This window comes from Micromonospora sp. WMMD998 (genome assembly GCF_029581235.1).
Taxonomy (GTDB): Bacteria; Actinomycetota; Actinomycetes; order Mycobacteriales; family Micromonosporaceae; genus Micromonospora.
Genome location: NZ_CP120740.1, coordinates 3,267,152 through 3,287,646, shown reverse-complemented (window position 1 = coordinate 3,287,646; position 20,495 = coordinate 3,267,152). Strand labels below are relative to the sequence as shown.

The 20,495-nt window shown below is 74.4% G+C and carries 15 protein-coding genes; 1 reads left to right on the top strand and 14 read right to left on the bottom strand.

The features are described 5' to 3' along the window. Genes O7619_RS15320 through O7619_RS15285 form a run of 8 tightly spaced genes read right to left on the bottom strand, consistent with a single transcriptional unit; the run spans position 1 to position 12,790 of the window. Positions 1 to 1,185 carry a M50 family metallopeptidase gene (locus O7619_RS15320; RefSeq protein ID WP_282288603.1) on the bottom strand — a complete coding sequence of 395 codons (1,185 nt, stop codon included), beginning with the start codon at positions 1,183 to 1,185 and terminating at the stop codon, positions 1 to 3. Then, positions 1,182 to 2,252: a lantibiotic dehydratase C-terminal domain-containing protein gene (locus tag O7619_RS15315; protein ID WP_282288601.1), complete on the bottom strand. Its 1,071-nt coding sequence runs from the start codon at positions 2,250 to 2,252 to the stop codon at positions 1,182 to 1,184. The genes O7619_RS15320 and O7619_RS15315 overlap by 4 nt, the downstream gene beginning before the upstream one ends. Next, a complete protein-coding gene (locus tag O7619_RS15310) occupies positions 2,249 to 5,020 on the bottom strand; it encodes a lantibiotic dehydratase (RefSeq protein ID WP_282288599.1) in 2,772 nt (923 codons plus the stop codon). The genes O7619_RS15315 and O7619_RS15310 overlap by 4 nt, the downstream gene beginning before the upstream one ends. Beyond that, positions 5,017 to 6,708, bottom strand: coding sequence for a nitroreductase family protein (locus O7619_RS15305; protein WP_282288597.1), 1,692 nt, complete (start codon positions 6,706 to 6,708; stop codon positions 5,017 to 5,019). The genes O7619_RS15310 and O7619_RS15305 overlap by 4 nt, the downstream gene beginning before the upstream one ends. A gap of 9 nt (positions 6,709 to 6,717) precedes the next feature. Continuing rightward, positions 6,718 to 8,577 (bottom strand): TOMM precursor leader peptide-binding protein, encoded by a 1,860-nt coding sequence (locus O7619_RS15300; RefSeq protein WP_282288596.1) that lies wholly within the window; start codon positions 8,575 to 8,577, stop codon positions 6,718 to 6,720. Beyond that, the gene (locus O7619_RS15295) at positions 8,574 to 10,739 is read right to left on the bottom strand and encodes a TOMM precursor leader peptide-binding protein (RefSeq protein WP_282288595.1); all 2,166 of its coding nucleotides are present in this window, start codon (positions 10,737 to 10,739) and stop codon (positions 8,574 to 8,576) included. Before O7619_RS15295 ends, O7619_RS15300 begins: the two co-directional genes overlap by 4 nt. Continuing rightward, positions 10,736 to 12,496, bottom strand: coding sequence for a BTAD domain-containing putative transcriptional regulator (locus tag O7619_RS15290; protein WP_282288593.1), 1,761 nt, complete (start codon positions 12,494 to 12,496; stop codon positions 10,736 to 10,738). Before O7619_RS15290 ends, O7619_RS15295 begins: the two co-directional genes overlap by 4 nt. Positions 12,497 to 12,529: 33 nt before the next feature. After that, the gene (locus O7619_RS15285) at positions 12,530 to 12,790 is read right to left on the bottom strand and encodes a hypothetical protein (RefSeq protein ID WP_282288591.1); all 261 of its coding nucleotides are present in this window, start codon (positions 12,788 to 12,790) and stop codon (positions 12,530 to 12,532) included. Positions 12,791 to 13,143: 353 nt separating this feature from the next. On the opposite strand from O7619_RS15285, the gene O7619_RS15280 reads away from it, so the two are divergent. Beyond that, positions 13,144 to 14,115: a helix-turn-helix domain-containing protein gene (locus O7619_RS15280; RefSeq protein ID WP_282288589.1), complete on the top strand. Its 972-nt coding sequence runs from the start codon at positions 13,144 to 13,146 to the stop codon at positions 14,113 to 14,115. Between the two features lie 61 nt (positions 14,116 to 14,176). Here O7619_RS15280 and pheT read toward each other — a convergent pair whose 3' ends face one another. The 6 genes from pheT to infC form a co-directional block, all read right to left on the bottom strand. Next, positions 14,177 to 16,726, bottom strand: a complete 2,550-nt coding sequence (gene pheT, locus O7619_RS15275) for a phenylalanine--tRNA ligase subunit beta (protein ID WP_282288586.1) — start codon at positions 16,724 to 16,726, stop codon at positions 14,177 to 14,179. Between the two features lie 26 nt (positions 16,727 to 16,752). Continuing rightward, positions 16,753 to 17,814: a phenylalanine--tRNA ligase subunit alpha gene (gene pheS, locus O7619_RS15270; RefSeq protein ID WP_282288584.1), complete on the bottom strand. Its 1,062-nt coding sequence runs from the start codon at positions 17,812 to 17,814 to the stop codon at positions 16,753 to 16,755. Positions 17,815 to 17,988: 174 nt separating this feature from the next. Further along, positions 17,989 to 18,870 (bottom strand): RNA methyltransferase, encoded by an 882-nt coding sequence (locus tag O7619_RS15265; protein WP_282288582.1) that lies wholly within the window; start codon positions 18,868 to 18,870, stop codon positions 17,989 to 17,991. A gap of 31 nt (positions 18,871 to 18,901) precedes the next feature. Beyond that, the gene (gene rplT / locus O7619_RS15260; protein WP_030335718.1) at positions 18,902 to 19,294 is read right to left on the bottom strand and encodes a 50S ribosomal protein L20; all 393 of its coding nucleotides are present in this window, start codon (positions 19,292 to 19,294) and stop codon (positions 18,902 to 18,904) included. A gap of 32 nt (positions 19,295 to 19,326) precedes the next feature. After that, on the bottom strand, positions 19,327 to 19,521 hold the full coding sequence (rpmI, locus tag O7619_RS15255) for a 50S ribosomal protein L35 (RefSeq protein WP_281583697.1): 195 nt from the start codon (positions 19,519 to 19,521) through the stop codon (positions 19,327 to 19,329). Positions 19,522 to 19,539: 18 nt separating this feature from the next. Further along, a complete protein-coding gene (gene infC / locus O7619_RS15250) occupies positions 19,540 to 20,190 on the bottom strand; it encodes a translation initiation factor IF-3 (RefSeq protein ID WP_282288578.1) in 651 nt (216 codons plus the stop codon). Positions 20,191 to 20,495: the final 305 nt, after the last annotated feature.

Below are 20,495 nucleotides of genomic sequence, written 5' to 3'. Positions count from 1 at the left end.
TCATACCTTTCGCTGGTGGGCTTCGATGTGCTGCTGGTGCGGCGGGGACGACCGATCCGAGGGTCGGGCCCGTCGGGGCCGGGCCGCCCAGCCGGCGATCGTCAGGCCGACGACCGCGGCGGGCAGGACATGACCGAGCGCGCCCAGTGCGGGCGTCAGGAGCGCGCCGACGAAGTAGACCACGCCGGCGGCTGTCCCGACCGCGACGAAAAACCACCAGACGCCGTACAGGCCGAGGCGGATCGCGACCGGCCTCGGGTAACGCGCGCCGCCGCGACGGGACAACCGGAGCGGGGCGGTGGCGAGGTAGCGGCGGCTCTCCGGCGCCAGGTCCAGTGTGTCCAGCAGGTGGCTGACCATCTTGTAGCCGTCCAACGGCGGGATCGGGACGAAGTTGACCAGGGTCTGCGCGGCGGCGACAAGCACGTACGCGCTGAACAGCCGATCGGCGAACGCGCCCGGCACGACGGCGAGCGCCGCGCCGACGAGCAGCAGCACCAGCCCGTTGGCCAACCCGCCGGCGGCGGCGATCAGCAGTTGGTCCCGCCGTCTCGCCAGGAAGGCGTAGTCCTCGATCCGGCAGGTGAGCGTGACCAGGTTGATCCGCTCGACGGTCGCGCCGAGCCGGACCGCCGCCAGCGCGTGGGCGAACTCGTGCGTGGCCGCCCCCGCCCAGGCGAGCAGCCCGAGCAGGAGCAGGCTGAGCGGGTCGGTGAACGCCGGGCGGGCCGCCTGCCAGAGTGGGCCGGCGTGCCACGCGACGGCCGCCAGCAGGGCGGCCACCAGCACGCCCAGCACGGCGACCGGACCGGGCCGCAGCACCTGTCGCAGCCGCCGGGCCCACCTGTCGACCGAGTCGTGCCGCGTCGCCGGGACGACCGGCGGCTCGGTGGCCCCGCCGGCGAGCAGGTCCCGCTGGTGCAGCAGCCACAGCAGCCGCGCCCAGTGGTCGTCGCCGAGCCGGCGGCCGTACGCGGCGGCGTACTCCGCGCCGACCTCGCCCAGGGAGCGGACCCCGTCGAGCCGGCCGACCAGGAACCGTTCCTTGCCGGACAGCTCGAACGCCCGGCCGCTGCGGCGGTCCTTGACCAGGTGGACGGTGGCCGGACCGCGGTGCAGGGGTCGGGAGAAGAGCAGGTCGTCGCGGAGCCGGGGACGCTTGCCGAGCAGAGCCGGACCGGTCATGCCGCCACCGCCGGCTCCCGCAGCACCCGGGCGAGCAGGTAGGACAGGTACGCCTCGTCGCGGATGGTGGCGTGCAGCCGGTTGTTCGTCATGTGCAGGTACGGCGAGAGCAGCGCGGCCAGCGCCTCCCCCGGGTCGGTGACCACCCGGTCCCCGCCGTCGCCCCACGAGCGCAGGGTCAGCCGGCCGGACGCGGCCAGCCCGAGCACCCGCTCCCGCAGCTCGACGGCGTGCTCGGCCCAGCCGCGCAGGAACCCGGGCAGTCGCTGGACCTCCCCGCGCGCCACCAGGTCGAGGATCCGTTCGACCCGTGGCCCCAGCTCCGGCGCGACCCCGTCGTACATCCGGCGGTACTCCTCGGCGCCGATCAGCTCGGTGCCGGCGAACGCGCGGTGCCAGAAGTGGTGGTAGCGGTCGAGGAAGTCGACAAGCTCCGCCCGGTCGGGCAGGAACGTCCCGGCCAGCACCGTCATCAACTGGGCGGCGGTGCCCAGCAGCACCGGCCGCAGATGCAGGTTCATCGACGCGACGGCCCGCAGCACGAGGTCGCTGGAGTGCCGGAAGTGCCACTCGGCGACCTCGATGCCGTCCGGCCCGCCGTACTTGCCGTACTCCGGCTCGTAGGGCCGGTAACTGACGGAGTTGTTGGGCTGCAACAGCATCTGCCCGTTCGCGTCGACGAGCTCCGCCGGCCGCCCGGCCGGGAACTCCAGGGCGAACAGGATGTCGTACAGCTCGCGCAGGTAGCCGGTGCCCATCGCGTACAGCGCGGGGCGGGTGGCGAGGAACCGGCCGATCGCCGCCTCGGCCCGCGCCCGCACCTCCGGCTCGTCCGACGGGGTACGGGGGCGCAGGCGCAGGCGCACGTGCGGCCCCTCCAGCCAGTAGTTGATGAAGAAGTGCCCGGCGAGCAGGTCCCGCTCGGTCAGCTCCCGGATCAGCGGGGCCACGCACTCCACGAGCAGCGGCTGCGGGTTGGCGGCGTAGAACACGTGCAGCGCCAGCCATCGGCCGCGCGGGTCGGCGGCGACGCCGGGGTCGGTGGGTACGGCGGCTGGCACGGTCATCGGGTCCCCCCAGGTTCGGTGTGGAAGGTTTCCACGGCCAGCTCGCAGACGTGGCCGCCGTGGTCGCCACGGGCCGCCAACTCGTCCGCCGCCGGCAGCATCTCGCGCAGCACGATCCGGTCGTCGGGAGCGCCGAGCGAGGCCCGCAGCGCCTGAAGCGACAGCGGGCTGTCGAAATCGACGTACTGCGGTTTCGGGTTGGGCCCGGCCCGGTCCGCGGCGGCCGGGTAGACGGTGGCGAAGACCCGTGCCGGCACGTCGTGCTCGGCCCGCCACCGGCGCCAGCGCAGGAAGGCGTCGGCGCTGGCGCCCGGGTCGTCGGTGTCCGGCAGGTCGCCGGCGAGCACCGACCAGCTACGGCGGCTGAACACCACACTGCCGACCCGCAACCGGGGGCGGGTCGTCACCCCGTCGACCGCCGGCCCGGCGGGCACGCCACGCCACGGGTCCAGACGCACCATCGACGCCGGCGAGAGCAGCAGCAGGGTACGCGGGATCTGCGGCAGCGCCATCGGCACCAGATAGCCGAGGTAGACGGGGATCACCTCGCAGTCGAGGCGGGTGGACCGCAGCACCACCCGGTCGGTGCCGGGGTCGTGCACCAGGTGCAGGTCGTCGAGGGTGAGCTGCCGCCGGGGCGCGACGTCGCTGGTCTCCCCCGGGCACACGATGACGTGGTCGGTGAGCCGGTCGTGCAGGTTCAGGTTGGTGGTGGCCGCGCCGCCGGTCAGCTCGGCGAAGACCGCGCCCGGCGGGGCGACCGCACGGGCCTGCTCGCGCAGCCGCTCGGCGAGGCTCGGCGTGTCACCGGCGAAGCAGTGGGTGAACCGGCTGAACGGGAAGGACAGCCCGCCGAAGGACTGGTTGAGCACCAGCAGCGGCTCCGGGTCGCGCAGCGCCACCTGCACGAAGTGCCCCTGCGGGCGGAACCCGCCGGTGACGCCGCCGAGCAGGTCGCCCACCTCGTCGAAGATCGCCTCCGGCAGCCGCAGCTCGGCCTGCCCGGCGTCCGCCTCGGCCACCCGCCGCAACCGGTCGGCGAAGGTCTGCCGGGCGGCGTCCAGCGCGGTCATCTCGGGCCGGCCCAGCCAGTTCTCCTCCGGCGTGTAGCTGCCGTCCTCGGCGAACGACCGACGCCCGGCGACGTAGGAGGAGTACTGGTCGTAGAGGTCGTCATGGAAGTCCTCGACCAGACGCAGCAGGTCGTCGCAGCGGCCCCCGACGCCGAAGCGGGCCAGGAAGAAGCCGTGGAACATGATCCGGTGCGGCAGGTTCTGGTCGAAGGCGGGCAGCACCCGCTCCACCGCGGCCAGCCCGCCCCCGCCGGTCAGGTCGTCCCCGCCGGTCAGGTCGTCCCCGCCGGTCAGTCGCCGCCAGGCGGGCGCGCTCACCGGGACGGGGCCGCCGTCGATCCGGCTGTCCTCGTAGAGCAGCGTCTGCGGCAGGGCCGGCTCCGGCTCACCGAGGGCCACCATGGTCGCCCGCACCGCCGCCCGCAACTCCTCCGCCACCGCCCGGCGCCGGGCCAGGTCCCCGTCCCGGTAGGCGTCGACAAGCTCGGCGATCGCGGTGAGGTCGTGGGCGGTCCGCAGCGCCCAGGGACGGTCCAGGCCGGACAACGCGCCGGCCAGCGCCCGGACCGGGTCGGGGCGGTGCACGTCGACGTCCAGCCCGGGCAGGCGCAGCATGCCGAGCCGCAGCAGGGTGGACAGGTACGCCTGCCCGTCGCCGCGGTCCGCCCCGGTCCGCTCGCACAGCCGGTCCACCAGTTCCGTCCCGCGGATCGTCCCGCGCTGCCGCAACAGCGCGGTCAACTCGTCGAGGACGCCGCTGCGGCGGAGGAAGAACAGCCCGTCCCGGACCGAGTCGAAGCTGACCGCGGCACGGTCGTCGCCGGCGGTCACCCAGTGCCGCACGTAGCGGATCCGCTCGGCGTCACGCCGCCAGCCCGGGCTCAGCGCCACCGGCAGGTCGCCACGCCGCACCGGATCGACGCTGATCAGGTCGGCGATCCGGCTCACCAGCACGACGTTGAGCCGGACGTGTGGCTGCCACCGCGGCCCGACGGTCACGCCGAGGCCCTCCGCGTCGTCGTCGAACCGGCCGAGGGCGACGCCGGTGAACGTGCTGAACGGGCTGGTCTTGCAGGCGGTGCGGTACAGGTAGGACAGCAGCGAGCGCTCGACGCGACGGGCGCGCTTGTTCGCCGGCCGGTCCGGATCCGGGCGGGCGCCGGTGGCGAGCTGCCGGTCGAGGGTGGGTGAGGCGAGTTGGAGCCCACCACGCAGCCGGGGCTCGTCGGCCAGCTCCCACAGTCGCCGGCGGGACCGGGCGACGTCTGCGGCGAACACGGCCGCGCCCTCCTCCTCCAGCCGGGCCAGCCGGGTCCGCGCGGCCAGCCACCGCCGCAGCTCCGGCCCGGACGACGGCCGGATCCGCTCGGCCTCGGCGAGCGCCGGCTCCGGGTCGGCGGGCAGCACGTTGTTGTGGATCTGCCGGCGCAGGGCCAGCAGCCGGCGCCGGGCGTCCTCGTCCTCGTTGCCCCGGATCAGGTCGTGCACCAGCTCGCCGGCCCGGACGCCGTCGGCGGCGAGCCGCCGCCGCAGCGCCAACACCGACTCGGCCCAGTCGGTCGCGCGCGGGCACCGTAGACCGTCGACCGTGGACAGCGGCAGCCCGGCGATCCGCGCGGTGAACCAGGCACCCGTCCGCCAGCCGCCGGTCGAGGTGGCCGGCGGCGCGCTCGGCGCGGGTACGGTCGCCGTCATGACAGCTCGTAGCGGTAGTCGCCGAGCTGCGGGCGGTCGTGACCGGCCAACATGATCAGCAGCGGAAACTCGCCGGTGTCGGCGAGCGCCAGTTCCTCCACGTAGGAGACGCTGTCGAAGCCCAGCGCCACCCCGGCGCCGAGGCGCAGCGCGGCGGCCACCGTGTAGAAGGTCTGGGAGATCGCCCCGACGGTGGCGTTCACCAGGTTGTAGCCGCGGTCGCCGGTGGCGTCGAGCACCGCGTGCGTCCGGACGGTCGGCACCAGGACGACCGCGGCCTGCTCCAGGTTGTAGTTGGCCAGGAAGTAGTTGCGTTGCAGGAACTCGCCCGGCGGCCCGGCGGTGGCCGGGACCAGGGCGTGGTCGACCGGGTCGTACTCGTAGCCGCCGGCGGGCACGCCGTCGACGTGGTTGACGAAGGCGTAGAGCTTGGCCAGCGGCCGGTCCGACGGGCCGTCGATCTCGCTCGGCACCCGGGTCGCGGCGGTCGCGCGCAGGAGCGCGGCGAGCTGTCCGGGGGTGACCGGCCGGCGGGCCAGGAACCGCCCGAAGCTGCTGCGGCGACGCGCCAGAGCCGTACCGACGGGCATGTCCATCGGCTCGCCGGGAGGCAACGGAACACGCCCGGCGCGGGTGGGCGCCGGATGCGCGCCGGCGCCGGCGAGCGCGCCGACCGGCGGCCGTCGCACCGCGGCGGCGGTGCTGCGGTTGATGCGTCGCAGGAGGTCGAACTCGAGTCGGGTACGGGAGCGGTCCCGGTCGGCGTGCCGGACCCGGACCGGGCCCGGCGGCGTCCCGGCGACGGCCCCGGCGCTGTCCGGCGGCGTCCCGGCGACGGTCTCGGCACTATCCGGCGGCGTCCCGGCGGCGGTCTCGGCGCTGTCCGGCGGCGTCCCGGCGACGGTCTCGGCGCGGTCCGCGCCCGCCCAGGTGAGGGGCACGACGGCGAAGAGCGCCTCCGCGTCCGGGTCGAGGCCGAGCAGGTCGGCGACGGCGGCCTGGTCGAACCAGAGGACCGGGCGGATGCGCCGGCCCTGGCCGCCCGCCCACAACCGCCAGGTCTGCAGCAGGGTGCCCACGTCCATCGACACCGCGTGGTAGGAGAAGTTGTTGTACTTGAAGGCGTTCTGCCAGAACTTGACGCCGATCACCAGGAACTGGGTGGCCGGTTCGGGCCGGCCGAGCGCCGCGTTGAGCCGGTCGGTGACGTCGCCGGCCAGCAGCCGCTGCATGGCCTGCCGGGCGTGGGCGTAGTAGTAGACGCCCGGGAGGACCCCCGCGCCCGGCCCGGCGATCCAGTAGACGCTGCACGGATAGAGACCGCCGCCGGAGGCGGTGCCCCGGTGCCAGTTGGCGTGCGCGTACGAGGGAAGCGCGGCCAGGTCGGTGTTGGCCTGGACGCCCAGCCGCCGGCCGAGCAGCCCGTAGGAGTCGCGCAGCATGCCACCGAGCAGTCCGGTGGTGAACGGCTCGTCGGCGTCGTCGCCCCGGCGCAGCGCCGTGTCCAGCGCGACGTCCGCCGGCGGCGGGGCCGGCAGCGGGAAGGCGACCGCGTCCGGATAGTACTTGCCCCGGCGGGGAGCGTCCGCCCAGTTCGGGGTGAAGTCGGCCGGGGGCATGGGCTCCCGGCCCCGGCGCAGGATCGCCGTGGCGTACGCGGCGGCGTAGCCGGCGGGTTCAGACGTCATGGCGGCACCTCACGGGAACGGGTGGGGAACGGAGTGGATCTCGTCGTCGCGCAGGTCGCGGTCGAGGAGGCCGGCGACCCGGAAGGCGGTACGCAGCCGGGGCGCGTGCGGCGCGCGCTGGCGCATCCAGCCGAAGTCGATCGGCAGCAGGCCGGGCACCAGCACGCTCGCCGTGGCCAGGCCCAGCTCGTGCTGCTCGGGGGTGGTCTGGTCGACGGCGATCACGTCGAACCCGTGCCCGGTGACCGTCTTGAGGCAGTACTCCAGGTCGTCCCGCAGGTCGGCGGAGACGGGCGGGGCCGGACGGTCCGGCCCGTACAGCTCGGCCATCGCGGCCGGCCGGGATCCGCCCTCCAGCAGGAACGCGGCGTGCCGCGCCATCTCCGGCAGCCCGTACAGCAACGGATGGTCGTGCAGGCCGCGCACCTGGGAGAAGTCGGTCACCATGGTCCGCAGTCGCGGCTCGTCGGCGGCGGCGCGCAGCCGCACCATCACCGAGTCGGTGGCGATCTCGCACAGCGCCGCGGTGATGGCGGCCTGCGGGTCGAGGCTCGCGCCGCCGCCGAACGCGAGCGCGCCGAGGCCGCCGTCCTCCCGTACGGCGACCGCGGTCACCACCGGGATGTCGAAGGTCATCCGGGCGTCGAAGAACCGCGCCCGGTAGCCGTACATGGCCAGCCGATCGATCATCATGCGGGTCTGCGGTCGGTCGACGGTGGCCGGGTCGATCTCCGGCAGGGCCCGGCCGCCGTACCAGGCCAGCAGGAACGCGTCCCGCTCGATCGCCTCCATCAGGCCGTGGTAGACGGCCTCCACGAGCGACCCGCCCGACGCGCACCCGTTCGAGGTCTCCTGGACGAAGCGTTCCTCCACGCTCGCCGCGTGGTAGTAGACCAGGACCTCGGGGACCAGGACCGGCCGCTGGTCGCGCAGCGACCAGCCCCAGACCCAGGTGATCGGCCGGTCCGGGTCGAAGCGGTGCACGTACGGGTTGGCCTGGTAGAAGACGTCCGGGTAGAGCCCGCACTCGCGCGGGTCGAGGGCGTCGCCGCCCAACTCCCGCAGGCTGCCGGTGACCACCGTGCGCTTACGCCGGGGCCGCAGCCCGGCGGCGCGCTCCAACCCCTCCAGCACCGCGATGCGGGCGCTGCGCCGGTAGCCGTCGGCGTGCCCACCGTAGAGCGTCTCCCGCAGGTAGGGGCCGCTGCGCAGGGTGAACGAGCCGATCGCCGGTGCGGTCGACAGCGAGGTCAGGTCCTGCCACAGGGTCGAGCCGAGCGCTCCGCACACCGGGTTGGCGAAGGCCGCCACGTCCAGGGGGTAGGCGTCGAGGTCCCGTCCGCGGAAGCCGTGCGGGTCGCTCTTGGGCGTGGGCGTCAGCTCGATCGGGGCGAGGTCCCGCGCGTCCGCGACGGTGCCGCCGCAGGCCGGGCACTCCGGGTCCGCCACCACCGGAACCCGGTGCACCCGCAGGGTGTGCAGGTCGACCTGACGCACCTCGGCCGGGGCGCCGCCGTGGTGCGCCGTGATCAGGGCGGCCAGGAAGTCCGCGACGAGCGGGATCGCGTACGGCCACGGACCGGCCGCCCGCGTGTCGCCGCCCAACTCGACCGCGTCCCGCAGGTCGCGGTGCCGCACCGCCTGCCAACGCCGGGCCAGGCAGGTCCCGCAGGCGCCCGCCGACGCCACCGGGCCGAGCAGGACCAGGTGCCCGTAGACGAACACCCGGGGCCCACCGGCCGGTCGGGCCGGCGCGGCCAACTCGTCCCGTACGCCGAGCGCGACCACCTCGACGGCGCAGCCGCGCTCGGCGAGCAGCCGCGCCAGGCCGGCGCAGACCAGGTCGTCGGTCGCGGCGACGTGGCTCACCGGCCGTCCCCCGTGGTCAGCAGCACCTTGACCGCGACCAGGCCGCCGGCGGCCAGGTCCGCACCGCCGACCGACGCCACGAGCACGTCGTGTCCCCGCTCCCGCAGCCGCTCCCGCACCTGCGACCAGCGGTGGGCGGTCCCGGTGGCGGGCGCCGTGTCCCCCACCGTGAGGGTGCCCGCGTCGAACTCCTCCAGCAGCGGGTCGCCGGTGTCCGGCGTCGCCACCGGATCCTGCGCGTGCAACGCGGCCTGGCCGAGAACGTCCCGCAGCGCCGCGCGGGCGGCGACCGTGTGGACCGGGTCGCCGGCCACGGCGTACCGCCACCGGCCGGCCGTCTGGTCGAGGTAGCGGGCCAGCAGCACGCTCAGCCCGGCCTCCGGCGCCCCGGTGAGGTCGAGCAGTTCCACCGCGATCCCGAGATTCGCCGCCGACTTGGTCAGGAAGAGCAGTTCCGGATCCGCTCCGTGGCTCTCCAGGCGTACCTGCCGCGCGGCGGCCCGGCCCTCGACGACCGCGCGCAGCGCGCGGTACGCCAGCGCCGAGGCCAGCCCGGACCGCACCGCCTCGGCCAGGTCGCCGCCGGCGCCCCCGCCGGCCCGGGTCGGTTCCGCGCCGCGGGCGCGGTTGGCCGCCCCGAACGGCTCCAGCACCGCGGCCGGCACCGCCGCCGCCGCGCCGGTGAGCAGCGAACGCGCCGCCGCCCAGTCACCCGCGGCGGGCTCGCCCCAACCGGAGTCCAGGCCGAGCCGGGCGGCGTCGAGCCGGGGCGCGTCGGCAGCAGGCGGCCGGCGGACGGCCGCCTGGCCGGTGACGGTCACCGCGGCGACCCGCAGCGCCCGCAGCCGCGCGGCGGCGACGTGGTGCACGTCGAAGGCGTGGACGGTACGGCGGCGGCCACGTGGATCGGTGAGGTCGACCGCGCCGATCTTGATCGGGCTCTGGTCCCAGCGCTCGTCGTCGTAGCGCCGGAACACGCCCAGGTGCGGCTGGAGCAGCGGCTGGTGCACGACGAGTTGCGCCACGGCCGCTTCGGCCCGCGCCGACTCGTCCTCCTCGACGGGCGGTTCGTCAAGCGCCAGCTCCGCCTCGGACGGCTCGGCCGACTCCGGCGGCTCCGGTGGGCAGAAGGCACACCCGGGGTGGGTCAGCAACGGCTCGGTCAGCACGTCGAGCGAGGCCAGGTGCTGGACGATCACCGCGCCGTCGGTCTCCGCCGGCAACGCGCCGGTCGTGAGCCGGAAGACCTCGTACGCCAGCAGGTTGCCGACCATGGCGGCCAACGGCCCGTCCGGCTCGGCGGCGGCCGGCCCGGTCCCGGCGGGCAGGGCGGCGGCCCGCCACACCGGCCCCGCCGCGCCGGTGTCGTCGTTGTCGGTCAGCCGGTTCATCGCACAGCACCAGCAGCCCCGGCGCCCAGGCCCCTGCACCGGGCCGACGAGCATCCGCTCCCCGCAGACCCACGCCGGCAGGAGCAGCCGGCCGGCCGGGATGCCCGCCGCGAGCAACCGCAGCGTGTCGTGGGGCGCGCGGTCACCGGCCGCCACCACGACGAGGTCCGCGTCGAGGTCGGCCCAGCCCACGTCGGCGTCGGGCAGTTCGTCGACCGTGGCCGGGCACCCCGCCGCGGTCAGCGCGTCCACCTCGGCGGCGAGGCCGCGCGCGTTCCCGGCCGCCACCGTCACCCCGGCGGCGCCGTTGCGGAGCAGGGCGGAGGCGCAGGCCCGGGCGACGGGACCGGTGCCGAGCACCGCCACCCGGGTGTCGCGGAAGGCGGCGAAGCGGTGGGCCGGCCGGTCGGTGTAGTGGTCGACGTAGGCGATCTGGCTGGCGAACCCGCCGGCCACGGCGGAGCCGAGGATCGCCTCCGGATCCTCCTCGGCCGGGACGTCCCGGGCGAAACCGCGCGCGTAGAGCGCGCCGACCAGCTCGCCGATCATGGCGCGCTGCGGTGCGGGCAGCGGCCGGCAGATGTCGGCGACCCGGTTGTGCCCGTTCAGGTGCGGCACGAGCAGCGCCGCCAGCCGGTAGGCCGCGCCCGAGGACAGCCGGAAGCCGCTACTGGCGTTGTGGAACAGCACTCCGTCGTCGGTGCGGGTGAACAGCACGTCGTGTCGCATCCGCGGCCGGGTCTGAGCCACCGTCTCGTAGGCAGTGCTCATCCGAGGGTTCCCTTCACTCGATCGGGGGTCGGTCGTCGGCCGGCGACGCCGTGCGCGTGCCGCCGCAGCAGGCCGCGGATCCGGTACTGGTCCGCGGCCTCTTCCATCAGGCTCTGGTCGACGAGGTCGTCCAGCAGTTCGCGGGCGTGGGCCCGGTCCACGCCGAGCAGGTCGGCGGCGCCCGGGACGGTGATCGTCTCCGGCGCTCCGGTGGCCAGCCGGAGGAAGGCGTCGACGAGCGCGTCGCCGAGCCGGCCCAGCGCCCCGTCGAGCCGACCGGCGAGGGACATCTCCGGGTCGCCGGGCAGGCTCAGTCGCCCGATCGGGTCGACCCGCAGCCACTCGACGGCCTCGTCGAGCGTCATCCGGGCGCGCAGCAGGACGCGGGTGGCGGCGATCCGGAGCGCCAGCGGCAGGTGTTCGCAGAGTGCGGCGAGGTCCGCCGCGGCCCGCGGCTCGGCCCGTACCCGATCCGGTCCGAGGGCCACCCCGAGCAGGTCCAGGGCCTCTTCCCGGTCGAGCGGCTCGACCCGGTGCAGCCACCCGCCGAGCCGGGCGACCAGGGCGGAGAGGCTCGGCCGGCTGGTCAACAGCAGGACATCGCCCGGGGACAACAGCGTCGGCAGCCGCCGGGCCAGCGTCGCGTCGGTGACGTCGTCGGCCAGCAGCAGGCGACGACCGGCGGGCGCGGGGGGCGGTGACGCGGCGTCGGTGGCATCGGGATCGACGGGCCACACGCCACCGGGGAAGTCGTCGGCGACGAGGCCGGCGACGTGCTGGGCGAGCGCGGTCTTGCCGACACCCGGCAGTCCGCTGAGCACCACGATGCGGGTGCCGCCGCGCAGCCGGTCGGCGAGGGCGCGGCAGAGCGCCGCCCGGCCGACGAAACCGGCGGCCGGCGGTCGGACGGGCGCCGCCGGCGCGGTTCGGGGCGTCGCCACTAGCACCGGCGTCGGCGCTTCGCCGCGCAGGATGGCCAGCTCCAACCGTTGCAGCCCGGCGCCGGGGCCGACGCCCAGCTCGGTGCCGAGGTGCTCCTTGATCCGGCGCAGCTCGGCGAGCGCGTCGGCCTGCCGCCCGGTGCGGTACAGCACCTCGACGAGCTTCGCGGCGAAGCGCTCGTTCGCCGGGTAGACGCGGGTCGCCGACCAGAGGTCGACGAGCACCGACCGGTCCCGACCCAGCCCGATCTTGAGATCGCAGAGCCGTTCGATGACCCGGACGCGCTCCTCACCCACCCGGGGCACGACGTCCCGGTGAAGCGCCTCCGACGGGACGTTCGCCAGCATCGGTCCGCTCCACAGGGCGAGCGCCTCCTCAAGCGTCGCCAGCTCGGTCTCCGGCTCCGGTTCGGCGCGGGTCCGGCCGGCCAGCTCGCGGAACCGCATCAGGTCGACGGTCTGCGGGCCGGCGGTGATCCGGTAGCCGCCGGGCACGGTCCGGATCACGTTCGCGGTCAGGCCGTGCCGCTGGAACAGTTGGCGCAGTCGCAGGGCGCAGGTCTGCAACGCGGCCCGGGCCGAGACGGGCGGATCGTCACCCCAGATCGCCTGTTGCAGCGTGGCGACCGACACCACCTCGTCGGGATGCAGCAACAGCGCCGCCAGCAGGCAGGTCACCTTCGACGGCGGAAGCACGAGCGCGTCGGCGCCGGTGGTGAGCGTCAGCGGGCCGAGTACGCGGAAGGCGGCGGTCGGCGTGGGCGCCGCCAGCGCCGGGTCACGACGCGCGGGCAGGCTCGCCACGTGTGATTCCATGGTGATCCTCCCTCTTCCTCGGACGGACACCGGTCAGGTGACCGTCCAGCCACGCAGCGCCGGCACCCGCCGAATCGCGCGTTCACAGACGCGCTGCACGATGTAGTCGGAGATCGCCTGTTCGGAGGCGACCGTGAAGACCGCGACGGTCAGCCGCCCGGCGATCGCGCGAGCGTGGATGTGGCGGATGCCGTCAGCCACCGCCGCGTTGAGCCACAGCAGGTCCGTCAGCTCACCGGCGGACAGGCCGCAGTCATCGTCCGGGGGCCGCAGCACGAGCCGGGTGAGCAGCACGGCAAGCCTCCGCTGAGCCGGACCGCCCTGGTGCGCGCCTCGGTGCCGCCGATCGTCGGCGTGTCCGCATCGCCCGCCCCCCTTTCGCATCGGCCCGCCGTTTGCGGGTGTGGCATCGAGGGTGGTGCCTGCCACCGGATTCCGTCACGCCCTTCGGTGCCGGCGGAACCGGCCGTGGCCGGTTCCGCCGCGCGCACCGGTGCATAAACCCGGCATATTCTGTTTCGCTCCCCGTGGAGACACATGTCCAATTGGCGACTGTCACTAGTTTTATCGCCAGGTACATCAATCCGTTATCTAGTCCGCGGTCGCCTTTCGCTTATTCTGATGATCAAGTCCGGGGGGAGGAGAACGTGCTCGAAAGGTTGGGACTGTCGGCGGCCGACGAAGCCGTCTACTGGGCCATGCTGGACAATCCGACGTGGGACGTCGACGACCTCATCAGGGGTCTCGACATGCCGGAGACGGCCGTCCACGATGCGCTCGCCGCACTGGCCGACCGCGCGATGATCCTGCCCTCGTCGAGCCGGCCGGGTGAGCTGCGCGCGGTGAGCCCGCAGCTCGGCCTGCTCGCCCTGCTGGACCAGGCGGAGCAGCGGACCGTCGCCGAGCAGGCCGGGATCCAGGCGACCCGCGCTTCGGTGCTGGCCCGTGCGGCAAGCCGGGACGGCCATCGCGAACGGGAGGAAATCGTCCGCCTCAAGGGGATCGACGAAGTTCGCGACCGGCTCTCCGAACACGCCCGCACCGTCGCCGAGAGCGTCATGATGCTGACCGTGGGTCGGGCGATTCCGCCCCAGATCAGGGAAACCGGCGGAGCCTTGAGCCGGATGGCACTGGCTCGCGGAGTGACGATTCGTCACATCTACCAGGAAACCCTGCTGAAGGATCCGGCGTCCTGCGCCTACGCGGAGGCCATGGCCGAATACGGGGAGGAGAGTCGGGTGATGCCCGGTGCGCCGATGCGAATGACGCTCGTGGATCGCAGAATCGCACTCCTGCCGAGTGCCTCCCGGGCCCAGCGAGGCGCGGTGGAAATCCGCAGCGCCCGCCTGGTCTCCGCGCTCTGCCTGCTGTTCGACCTGCTGTGGGAGAAGAGCGTCCCGTTGTCCCGGCCGGCCGCCGGCACCACCGACGGGCTGACCGAGCAGGCGAGCGCCATCCTGCGGCTGCTGCGCTGTGGACGCACCGACGAGGCGATCGGCCGCCAGCTCGGCATGTCCGAGCGCACCGTGCGCCGCACGGTCGCCGACCTGATGAAACGGCTGGACGCCGACAGCCGCTTCCAGGCCGGCGTGGAAGCGGCTCTCCGCGGCTGGATCTGACGGTGTTAAGAAGGGCCCCCGCCTCTACCGAATGCGTTAAGCGGGGGCCCCTCCTTACACCTCAGCTCCCGCGGAGGGTGGCCCCCACGCGTTCCGCGGCGCGGGCGACCGCCGCGTCCCGGGCGGCCACCGCCTCCTCGCCGGCGAGCGTCCGGTCGGGCGCCCGGAACGTCAGCTTGTACGCGAGCGACTTCCGTCCCGCGCCGAGCTGCTCCGAGGCGTAGACGTCGAAGAGCCGGACGTCCTCCAGCAACGCGCCGGCCCCCTCGACCAGGGCCCGCTGCACCTCGGCCGCCGGCACCGCCTCGTCGACCACGAGCGCCACGTCGATCAGGGCCGGCGGGAACGTGGAGACGGCCGGCCCGGCCGGCAGCGGCGCGGACGGCAGCGCGTCCAGGTCCAGCTCCATGGCGCTGGTGCGCCGGGGCAGCTCCAGCGCCGCCACCACGGCCGGGTGCAGTTCGCCGGCGTGCCCGACGACGACGTCGTCGACGAGCAGCTCGGCGCAGCGGCCCGGATGCCACGGCGCGCGCTCGCCGGCCCGCACGGTGACCCGGTCGGCGGGGATGCCGGCGGCGTCGAGCACCGCCCGGCCCGCCTCGACGGCGTCCGCCCAGCTTGCCGCGCGGCCCGCGCCCCACCAGCCGGCCGGCTCGATCTCGCCGCACAGCGCCACCGCGACGTGTCGCGGCTGCGCCGGCACCACCGCGTCGGCGGCGGCGAACTCCTCGTCGGTGGGCCGCCGGTCCACCCCCATGGCCGGTGGGGCGCCGACGCCCGGACGCGGGTGGAAGACCGCGCCGATCTCGTAGATCGCGACGTCCCGCTGGCCCCGGCCGACGTTGCGCCGGACGATGCCGAGCAACGGGCCGAGCAGCGTGGTGCGCAGCAGCGGCTCCTCCTCGGACAGCGGGTTCGCCACCCGCACCGCGGGCCGGCGCGGGTCGTCGGCCGGCAGGCCGAGCTGGTCGGCCAGCTCCGGCGCGACGAACGGCTGCGCCAGCACCTCGACCCAGCCCCGCTCGGCGAGCGAGCGGGCCACCGCGCGGCGGCGCTGCTGCTGCGGGGTGAGACCGCGGCCGGGGCGTGCGGTGGGCAGCACCGACGGCACCCGGTCGTACCCGTCGAGGCGGACCACCTCCTCCACCAGGTCGGCCGGGTCGGTCAGGTCGGGCCGCCAGCTCGGCGGCGTCACGGTCAGCACCTCGCCGGCGCCGTCGGCGGCCACCCCGGCCGCGCCCGGGTCCTCGCCGAGCCGGTCGCCGCCCCGGGTGACCACGCACCCGACCTGCTCCAGCAGCTCCACCACCCGGTCGGCCGGGTAGGGCACGCCGATCCGGCGCGACGGCAGGTCCACCGGCAGCGTGACCGGTGCCGGCGGGCGGACGTGATCGAGGTCGAGCACCTCCGCGCCGGCCGTGCCGCCGGCCAGGTCGGTGAGCAGCCGGACCGCCTTCTCCAGCGCGACCAGCGGCAGCGCCGGGTCGACGCCCCGCTCCCAGCGCTTCGCGGCCTCGCTGAACAGCTTGTGCCGGCGGGCGGTGCGGCCGACCATGGCCGGGTCCCAGTGCGCCGCCTCGAACAGCACGTTCGTGGTGGAGGCGAGCACCTCGCTCGTCTCGCCGCCCATCACCGCGGCCAGCGAGACCGGTCCACTGTCGTCGCAGATGACCATGTCCTCCGGCGCGAGCGCGCGGCTCACCCCGTCGAGCGTGGTCAGCTTCTCCCCCGGCTCGGCGCGGCGCACCACGAGCGGCCCGGCGATCCGGTCGGCGTCGAAGGCGTGCATCGGCTGGCCGAGTTCGAGCATCAGGTAGTTGGTGAGGTCGACCGGCAGCGAGATGCTGCGGACGCCGGCCGCGGTGAGCCGCTGCCGCATCCACTCGGGCGTGGCGACGGTCGGGTCCACGCCACGCACCATCCGGGCGGCGAACCGGTCGCAGCCGACCGTGTCCCGGACCTCCACCGGGTACGCCGGCTCGGCGGTCCCGCCGGTGGCCGGCGCGTCGGCCGGGTCACGGAACGGCACGCCGAGCGCGTGCGACAGCTCCCGGGCGATGCCGCGCACGCTCAGCGCGTACCCCCGGTCCGGGGTGATCTCCATCTCGACCACGACGTCGTCGAGGCCGACGACCGGCCGCGCGTCGTCGCCGGGCTGGGCCTTCACGTCCGCGGGCAGCACGATGATGCCCGAGTGGTCGTCGCCCAGGCCCAACTCCTTCGCCGAGCAGATCATCCCGTGGGAGTTGCGCCCGTACGTCTTGCGCGCGCCGATGGCGAAGTCGCCCGGCAGCACGCCGCCCGGGAGGATCACCACGACCTTGTCGCCCGGGGCGAAGTTGCGCGCCCCGCAGACGATCTCCTGTGGCTCGCCGGTGCCGTTCGCGGCGCCCACGTCCACCCGGCAGAAGCGGATCGGCTTCTTGAAACCGGTCAGCTCCTCGATCTGGAGGACCTCGCCCACGACAAGCGGACCGGTGACGGTCGCCCGCAGGTCCACGATCGACTCGACCTCGATGCCGAGGTCGACGAGCGCCTGCTCCAGGTCGCCGAGGGGCAGGTCGGCGGGGAGGTCCACGTACTCCCGCAGCCAACTGACAGAAACTCGCATGACTGTTAGACCACCGTTTCCCTTGCTCAGGCGCCGAACGCGCGGGTGAACCGCACGTCGCCCTCGGCCATGTCCCGCATGTCGCTGACCCCGTGCCGGACCATCACGGTCCGGTCGATGCCCATGCCGAACGCGAATCCGGAGTAGACCTCCGGGTCGATGCCGCAGGCGCGCAGCACCCGCGGGTTGACCATGCCGCAGCCGCCCCACTCGACCCACTGCGGACCGTCCCGGTGCTCCGGGAACCAGACGTCGAACTCCGCCGACGGCTCGGTGAACGGGAAGTAGTGCGGACGCCAACGGGTCTTCGCGCCCTCGCCGAACATGGCCCGGGCGAAGTGGTCGAGCGTGCCGCGCAGGTGCGCCATGGTGATGCCCCGGTCCACCACCAGGCCCTCGACCTGGTGGAAGACCGGCGCGTGGGTGGCGTCCAGCTCGTCGGTGCGATAGACCCGGCCGGGCACCACCACATAGATCGGCGGCTTGCGGGTGAGCATGGTGCGCGCCTGCACCGGCGAGGTGTGGGTACGCAGCACCAGGCCGGATCCTTCGGGTGCGATGTGGAACGTGTCCATCAACCCGCGCGCCGGGTGGTCGGCCGGGATGTTCAGCGCGTCGAAGTTGGTCCACTCCAACTCGACCTCGGGGCCTTCGGCCACCTCGTAACCCATGCCGATGAACAGGTCGCTGATCTGCTCCATCAGCACGGTCAGCGGGTGGCGGGCACCGCGCGGCCGGCGGTCGTACGGCAGGGTCACGTCGACCCGCTCCTCCACCAGCACCCGCTCGGCCTGCTCGCGGTCCAGGATCTCCTGCCGGGCGGCGTACGCGGACTCGATCGCGCGGCGGGCCTCGTTGACCCGCTTGCCGGCGTCGGACTTCGCGGCCGGCGGCAGCGCGCCGATCTCCCGGCGCGCGAGGGACACCGGGGAACGGTCCCCCAGGTGCGCCGGGCGCAGCGCGGTCAGCGCGTCCGGGTCGGCGGCGGCGGCGAACGCCTTCTCGGCGTCGGCCACGGCCCCGGCCAGGGCGTCCGGGTCGAGCAGGGCGACCTGCTTCGGGTCGTACGGATCGTTGCGGTAGCTCATGGTGAACGGGCACTCCCTCACGGCGGCGCCGGCCCTTCCACAGGTCGGCGAGGCGAGTCTACGGACGCGCGGCTTCGCCGCAGCCCGCCGGTGGGGAGTCGTGCAGGGGGAAGGGTCAGGCCCGCCGCCCGCCGACACCGGCGGGCTGGCTAAACGAACGCCGTGGCGCGTTCATCACGAGGCGGACTCCCCTGCTGTTTCTCGCGTGCCCCGGGGGACACGCAGTGCTCTGGCGGAAGAATACAGGCAGACGGCCGCCGCCGCAGCCAGGTTCAGGCTCTCCGCCCGACCGTGCAGCGGCACCCGGACGCGGGCGTCGGCGACCGCGGTCAACTCCTCGGGCAGGCCGTGCGCCTCCGAACCGAACAGCCACCCGGTGGGCGCGGCGAGCCGGCCGGCGTCGGCGAGGTCGTCCAGGTCGCTGTCGCCGTACCCGGTGGTGGCGAAGACGGACAGCCCGGCGGCCCGCAGCGCCTCGACCACCCGGAGCGGGTCGTCGGCGCGGACCACGTCGACGTGGAAGAGGCTGCCGGCGGACGCCCGCACGCACTTGCCGTTGTACGGGTCGACGGCCTCCCCGGCGAAGACCACCGCGCCCGCGCCGGCCGCGTCGGCGGTGCGCAGCACCGTCCCGGCGTTGCCCGGGTCGCGGATCCCGGCCAGCACCGCGACCAGGCGCGGCCGGCGTGCCAGGGCCTCGTCCAGCGGGACGTCGAGGTGCCGGCAGACCGCCACCAGGCCCTGCGGGGCCACGGTCTCGGCGAGCGCCGCGAGGGCGTCGTCGGTGATCTCGGAGACCGGCACGTCGGCCCGGGCGGCGGTGGCGGCGAGGTCGGCGTACCGGTCCAGCGCGGCCGGCGTGCCGAACAGCTCGACCACCGTGCCGCCGCGGGCGAGCGCCTCGCGGACGGCCTGCGGCCCCTCGGCCAGGAACCGGCCGGTCTGGTCGCGGTCGCGCCGACGGTGCAGCCGGCGGGCCGCCGCGACCCTGGGGGTACGCGGCGTGAACGGGCCGGCGACGGCGTCGAGGCGTCTCCCCTGCGACGGTGAGTGCATGGGAGACGCCTCGATCTGCCGTACGGGTGGGTCAGGCGGCCTGGGCCGCGGCGCCACCGGTGCCCTCGGCCGCCACGGCGGCGCGGGCCAGCTCGACGATCGCCGCGAAGGCGGCGGCGTCGTTGACGGCCAGGTCGGCCAGGATCTTGCGGTCGACCTCGATGCCGGCCAGGCGCAGGCCCTGGATGAGGCGGTTGTAGGTCATGCCGTTGGCCCGGGCCCCGGCGTTGATCCGCTGGATCCAGAGCTGCCGGAAGTCGCCCTTGCGGTCGCGACGGTCCCGGTAGGCGTACTGCATCGAGTGCAGCACCTGCTCCTTGGCCTTGCGGTAGAGCCGCGAGCGCTGACCGCGGTAGCCGCTCGCGGTCTCCAGCAGGGTACGACGCTTCTTCTGGGCGTTAACAGCCCGCTTGACGCGTGCCATCTCAACTCCTTCTTCGGTTCAGGTGGCGCGCGTCAGCGGCCGAGCAGCTTCTTGATGCGCTTGGTGTCGGCCTTGGCCAGCTCGACCGTGCCGGTCAGCCGACGGGTCCGGGTGCTGGCCTTCTTCTCCAGGTTGTGGCGGAGGCCGGCCTGCTGGGCAACGATCTTGCCCTTGCCGGTCACCTTGACCCGCTTGCCCATACCCGTGTGGCTCTTCATCTTCGGCATGTGGAACGTCTCTCCCTGTTACTGGCCGCTGGTGTCAGCGGTCGTGCCGGTCTCGCCGGCTGCGGCGGTGCCGCCGGCCGTCGGGGCCTCGCCACCTGCCGGGGCTGCGGACTCCTCCGCGGCGCGGTCCCGAGGCCCGCCGCGGGACGCCGTCGCGGCGACCGCGGAGGCCTTCACGGCCCGGTGCGGAGCGAGCACCATGATCATGTTTCGGCCGTCCTGCTTCGGAGCGGCCTCGACGTATCCCAGGTCCGTGATCTCGGACTCGAGCCGGCGCAGGAGCCGGTAACCCAGCTCCGGGCGGCTCTGCTCGCGACCGCGGAACATGATCGTCACCTTGACCTTGTCGCCCGCCTTGAGGAACCGCACCACGTGACCCTTCTTGGTCTCGTAGTCGTGCGGGTCGATCTTCGGCCGGAGCTTCATCTCCTTGATGACGGTCTGCTGCTGGTTACGCCGCGCTTCGCGCGCCTTGAGTGCGCTCTCGTATTTGAACTTTCCGAAGTCCATGAGCTTGCACACCGGCGGGCGCGCCATCGGCGCAACCTCGACCAGGTCCAGATCGACGTCCGCGGCCAGTTGCAGGGCGCGCTCCAGCGGGACGATGCCCACCTGCTCACCCTCAGGACCGACCAGTCGGACCTCACGTGCCCGGATCTGCTCGTTCACGCGTGGTTCGACGCTGATGGGGCCTCCTCGAGTCGAGTGTCCTACGGTGCCGACTCCGCGGGCTCCCGGGCGGGAGCCGACCCGGAAAGCAGAAGGCCCCGGCGTATGCCAGGGCCCACTCGACCGGTCGGCACGATCACAGGATCGCGCATCCGGGATCGGGACGTGCCCGAAACCGGGGACCGGACCCGGACGCCTGGGCGGCGACTCGGGTGGGAGCGGGCGCTCCGCTTCGCGACCGCCCGCGCGTCAGGGACGGGGGCAGTCTGGTCGACTCCGCAACTCTACACCCCCGGACCACGCGC